At 64.1% G+C, this 5170-nt stretch carries 5 protein-coding genes; 4 read left to right on the top strand and 1 reads right to left on the bottom strand.

Translation table 11 applies throughout. The features are described 5' to 3' along the window. Window positions 1-728 (bottom strand): LysM peptidoglycan-binding domain-containing protein (locus tag OC610_RS20700; RefSeq protein ID WP_264430338.1); only part of this gene is annotated, 728 nt, incomplete at its 3' end. Window positions 729-898: 170 nt separating this feature from the next. Here OC610_RS20700 and def point away from each other — a divergent pair. The 4 genes from def to trkA all read left to right on the top strand — a co-directional run bounded on the left by def (window position 899) and on the right by trkA (window position 5140). Beyond that, window positions 899-1405 carry a peptide deformylase gene (gene def / locus OC610_RS20705; RefSeq protein WP_030138961.1) on the top strand — a complete coding sequence of 169 codons (507 nt, stop codon included), beginning with the start codon at window positions 899-901 and terminating at the stop codon, window positions 1403-1405. Between the two features lie 70 nt (window positions 1406-1475). Beyond that, window positions 1476-2435, top strand: coding sequence for a methionyl-tRNA formyltransferase (gene fmt, locus OC610_RS20710; protein WP_264430342.1), 960 nt, complete (start codon window positions 1476-1478; stop codon window positions 2433-2435). Beyond that, window positions 2432-3742, top strand: a complete 1311-nt coding sequence (gene rsmB, locus OC610_RS20715; RefSeq protein ID WP_264430343.1) for a 16S rRNA (cytosine(967)-C(5))-methyltransferase RsmB — start codon at window positions 2432-2434, stop codon at window positions 3740-3742. The genes fmt and rsmB overlap by 4 nt, the downstream gene beginning before the upstream one ends. A 24-nt stretch (window positions 3743-3766) precedes the next feature. Continuing rightward, window positions 3767-5140 carry a Trk system potassium transporter TrkA gene (gene trkA / locus OC610_RS20720; RefSeq protein ID WP_264430345.1) on the top strand — a complete coding sequence of 458 codons (1374 nt, stop codon included), beginning with the start codon at window positions 3767-3769 and terminating at the stop codon, window positions 5138-5140. Window positions 5141-5170: the final 30 nt, after the last annotated feature.

The raw sequence follows: 5170 nt of genomic DNA on the forward strand, positions 1-5170 counted from the left end.
GGCGCGCTGGGCATGAACGTTGAATTGATCGAGCGTTCCTCGCCGCTGAACAGGCGGTCACCCAGGCGCACCTCTTGCGTGGTGCGTTGCAGGGCCAGGGTGGTGACGTCGCCTTCGGTGGCGATGATTTCACCGCTGCCGATGTCATCGGCGTTGATACCGAGGAATTCCTTGGTCTGCGGGTCGGTGTAGACCTTGCCCTGGCGGAAGATGCCGTACGCCGGTTGGCTTGCATCGAAGGTGCCACGGGCGAAAATCCGATCGCCGGTGCCGCTGAGCACGCGCTCGGCGTCGCCAGCGACGATATAGGGCGCCTTGTTGAAATCTTCCGCCGTGTCGACGATGCGGTTGCTCAGCAGGAAACTGTTGATGGCTTGCAGTGGAATGCTCGGGATCGCGTCGGCCACAGGTGAACTGCGAATGCGCGGCGACAGCTTGATGGTGCCGCGGGAGGCGCCGCGATCAAGGGTCAGACGTGGCTGGCCGTTGACGTAGACCAGCGACAGGGTGTCGCCGGGGTAGATCAGGTTCGGGTTTTGCACTTGCGGGTTGGCCTGCCAGAGTTCGGGCCATTTCCAGGGCTCGCGCAGGTATTTGCCGGAAATGTCCCACAGCGTGTCCCCCTGGACCACGGTGTATTGCTGTGGAAAACCTTCCCGAAGTTGCACTTGCCCGTGCGCGATACCGGCCGAGGCCAGGAGCAGCAGGGCGAGTAGTGATTTCCTCATGCGGTGAATCCCTTTATTATGTGCGTTCGCGTAAAACGCCAGAGCCCCCGTGGCTCGCTACCTTGCGGAGCTGTTCTGCAAAAGAGCAACGTTTTACAACGGTAGCCTGCATCCCAAGACACGCCAGGCGAGCCACCCGACTTTACTTCACACGTGCATTTATCAAGCTTATGGCCATTTTGAACATTCTCGAATTTCCGGACCCGCGCCTGCGCACTATCGCCAAACCGGTGGCCGTAGTGGACGACGAAGTGCGTCAGTTGGTCGATGACATGTTTGAAACAATGTATGAGGCGCCCGGCATCGGCCTCGCCGCGACCCAGGTCAACGTGCACAAGCGTATCGTCGTCATGGACCTCTCCGAAGACCGCAGCGAGCCGCGGGTGTTCATCAACCCCGAGTTCGAAACCTTGACCGACGAGATGGACCAGTACCAGGAAGGCTGCCTGTCGGTGCCGGGCTTCTACGAAAACGTCGACCGCCCGCAGAAGGTCAAGATCAAGGCCCTGGACCGCGACGGCCAGCCTTACGAACTGATCGCTGAAGGCCTGCTGGCGGTGTGCATCCAGCACGAATGCGACCACCTCAACGGCAAGTTGTTCGTTGATTACCTGTCTAATCTCAAGCGTGACCGGATCAAGAAGAAACTGGAAAAGATCCATCGCCAGAACGCTTGATGCCCTCTTCAAAGGCTTGCCGCGGCAAGCCTTTTTCTTTTTGCGACTGCTTTGTAATTGAGAGTTTTCCATGACTGAGCCACTGCGCATCGTCTTTGCCGGCACTCCCGAGTTTGCCGCCGAACACCTCAAGGCCCTGCTGGCCAGCCCCCACGAAATCGTCGCGGTCTACACCCAGCCGGACCGTCCCGCCGGTCGCGGACAAAAACTGATGCCCAGCCCGGTCAAGCAATTGGCCCTGGAGCACGGCATCACGGTGCTGCAGCCGCCGACCCTGCGCGACGCCCAGGCCCAGGCCGAACTGGCGGCGCTGAAGCCGGACTTGATGGTGGTGGTCGCCTACGGCCTGATCCTGCCGCAAGTGGTGCTCGATATCCCGCGCCTGGGTTGCATCAACAGCCACGCCTCGCTGCTGCCGCGCTGGCGCGGTGCCGCGCCGATCCAGCGTGCCGTGGAAGCGGGCGATGCCGAAAGCGGCGTGACCGTGATGCGCATGGAAGCCGGCCTGGACACCGGGCCGATGCTACTCAAGGCCAGCACCCCCATCAGCGCCGAAGACACCGGTGGCAGCCTGCACGATCGCCTCGCGCTGATCGGCCCGCCAGCGGTAATCCAAGCCATCGCCGGCCTGGCCGCCGGCACGCTGGAAGGCGAGGTGCAGGACGACAGCCTCGCCACCTACGCGCACAAACTGAACAAGGACGAAGCCCGCATCGACTGGAGCCGCCCAGCCGTTGAGCTGGAACGCCTCGTGCGCGCCTTCAACCCTTGGCCGATCTGCCACAGCACCTTGAACGGCGAAGCCCTGAAAGTGCTGGCGGCCAGCTGCGCCGAAGGGCAGGGCGCACCGGGAGAAATCCTCAGCGCCAGCAAGGACGGCCTCATCGTCGCCTGTGGCGAGCAGGCACTGTGTCTGACCCGTCTGCAACTGCCCGGCGGCAAGGCGCTGAACTTCAGCGACCTGTTCAACAGCCGTCGTGAGAAATTCGCCGTCGGCACCGTCCTCGGCCAAGCGGCGGACGCTTCATGAACCCGCGTCTGGCCGCCGCCAAGGCACTTGCCGCCGTCCTCAGCGGCAAAGCTTCGCTGAACAGTTCCCTGCCGACCCAACTGGACAAGGTCGAAGACCGCGATCGCGGCTTCACCCAGGACCTGGCGTTCGGCACCGCCCGTTGGCAACCGCGCCTCTCAGCCCTCGCGGCCAAGCTGTTGCAGAAGCCGTTCAAGGCCGCCGATGCCGACGTCGAAGCGCTGCTGCTGGTGGGCCTCTATCAACTGCTCTACACCCGCGTCCCGGCCCACGCCGCCATCGGCGAAACCGTGGGCTGCGCCGACAAGCTGAAAAAACCTTGGGCCAAGGCCCTGATCAACGCCGTGCTGCGCCGCGCCCAGCGGGAAAGCGAAACCCTGCTGGCCGAACTGGAACACGACCCGGTGGTGCGCACCGCCCACCCGCGCTGGTTGCAGAAATCCCTCAAGGCGTTCTGGCCCGAGCAATGGGAAGCCATCTGCGCCGCCAACAACGCCCACCCGCCGATGATCCTGCGGGTCAACCGTCGCCACCATACCCGCGATGCCTACCTGGCGTTGCTGGGCGAGGCGGGCATCCCGGCCATTCCGTGCCAGTACAGCCGCGACGGCATCGTCCTGGAAACCCCGGGCGATGTGCGCGCACTGCCGGGCTTCGCCGAGGGCTGGATCAGCGTCCAGGACGAAGCCGCCCAACTGGCCGCCGACCTGCTGGAGCTGGCGCCGGGCCAACGAGTGCTGGACGCCTGCTGCGCCCCGGGCGGCAAGACCTGCCACATCCTCGAAGCCGAGCCGAAACTGGCCGGCGTAGTGGCGGTGGATCTGGAAGCCAAGCGCCTGGTACGAGTGAAAGAAAACCTCGCACGCCTGGGCCTTGAAGCCCAACTGATCGCCGCCGATGGTCGCGACACCGCAGCCTGGTGGGACGGCAAACCGTTCCAGCGCATCCTCCTCGACGCGCCATGCTCGGCCACCGGCGTGATCCGTCGCCATCCGGACATCAAGCTCACCCGCCAGCCGGACGACATTGCCGCATTGGCTGTGTTGCAAGGCGAACTGCTCGATGCCATGTGGTCGACCCTGGACGTGGGCGGCATGCTGCTCTACGCCACCTGCTCGACCTTGCCGACCGAAAACACTGAAGTGATCGAAGCGTTCCTCGCCCGCACGCCGGGCGCCCGGGAGCTGGACATCGCCACCCAGGCCGGGATCAAGCAGCCTCACGGCCGCCAGTTGCTGGCCCAGGAAGGCGGGCATGACGGGTTCTATTACGCCAAGCTGATCAAAATCGCCGCCGCACGCGGTTAAAACCGATTCGATAGGAGTGACTGGATGAAAATCATCATCCTGGGTGCAGGGCAGGTGGGCGGATCGCTGGCGGAACACCTGGCCAGCGAGGCCAACGACATCACCGTGGTCGACACCGACGGCGAACGCCTGCGCGACCTCGGCGACCGCCTCGACATCCGCACCGTGCAAGGGCGCGGCTCGTTGCCGACGGTATTGCGCCAGGCCGGCGCCGACGACGCCGACATGCTCGTGGCCGTGACCAACAGCGACGAAACCAACATGGTCGCCTGCCAGGTCGCCCACACGTTGTTCCACACCCCGACCAAGATCGCCCGGGTGCGCGAAGCCGCCTACCTGACCCGCGCCGACCTCTTCGACAACGAAGCGATCCCGGTGGACGTGCTGATCAGCCCCGAGCAGGTGGTGACCAACTACATCAAGCGCCTGATCGAACACCCCGGCGCCCTGCAGGTGATCGACTTTGCCGAGAGCAAGGCGCAACTGGTCGCGGTCAAGGCCTACTACGGCGGGCCGCTGGTGGGCCAGCAACTGCGCCAATTGCGCGAGCACATGCCCAATGTCGAAACCCGCGTGGCCGCGATTTTCCGCCGCGACCGGCCGATCCTGCCCCAGGGCGACACGGTGATCGAAGCCGACGACGAAGTCTTCTTCATCGCCGCCAAGGCGAATATTCGTGCAGTCATGAGCGAAATGCGCCGCCTCGACGAGAACTACAAACGCATCGTCATCGCTGGCGGCGGCCAGATCGGCGAACGCCTGGCCGAAGCCATCGAAAGCCGCTACCAGGTCAAGATCATCGAGATGAACCCGGCACGCTGCCGCTACCTCTCCGACACCCTCGACAGCACCGTGGTGCTGCAAGGCAGCGCCTCCGACCGCGACCTGCTGCTGGAAGAAAACATCGCCGACGCCGACATCTTCCTGGCCCTGACCAACGACGACGAAGCCAACATCATGTCCTCGCTGCTGGCCAAGCGCCTGGGCGCGAAAAAGGTCATGACCATCATCAACAACCCGGCCTACGTCGACCTGATCCAGGGCGGCGACATCGACATCGCCATCAGCCCGCAACTGGCAACCATCGGCACCTTGCTGGCCCACGTACGCCGCGGCGACATCGTCAGCGTCCACTCCCTGCGCCGCGGCGCGGCCGAAGCCATCGAAGCCATCGCCCACGGCGACGCCAAATCCAGCAAAGTCATCGGCAAAGCCATCCGCGACATCGGCCTGCCACCCGGCACCACCATCGGCGCCATCATCCGCGACGACGAAGTCCTCATCGCCCACGACGACACCGTGATCCAGACCGGCGACCATGTGATCCTGTTCCTGGTGGACAAGAAGCACATTCGCGACGTCGAGAAGCTGTTCCATGTGGGGTTGAGCTTCTTCTAACCCAGGCTGTGCGGTGGCAGTCATGGCCCA

Source organism: Pseudomonas agronomica (genome assembly GCF_025917275.1).
GTDB lineage: Bacteria > Pseudomonadota > Gammaproteobacteria > Pseudomonadales > Pseudomonadaceae > Aquipseudomonas > Aquipseudomonas agronomica.

Bases quoted from the DNA above. Each gene is read 5' to 3' on its own strand.
- trkA (WP_264430345.1), top strand. From the start codon at position 3,767: ATGAAAATCATCATCCTGGGTGCAGGGCAGGTGGGCGGATCGCTGGCG.
- fmt (WP_264430342.1), top strand. From the start codon at position 1,476: ATGACTGAGCCACTGCGCATCGTCTTTGCCGGCACTCCCGAGTTTGCC.
- rsmB (WP_264430343.1), top strand. From the start codon at position 2,432: ATGAACCCGCGTCTGGCCGCCGCCAAGGCACTTGCCGCCGTCCTCAGC.
- def (WP_030138961.1), top strand. From the start codon at position 899: ATGGCCATTTTGAACATTCTCGAATTTCCGGACCCGCGCCTGCGCACT.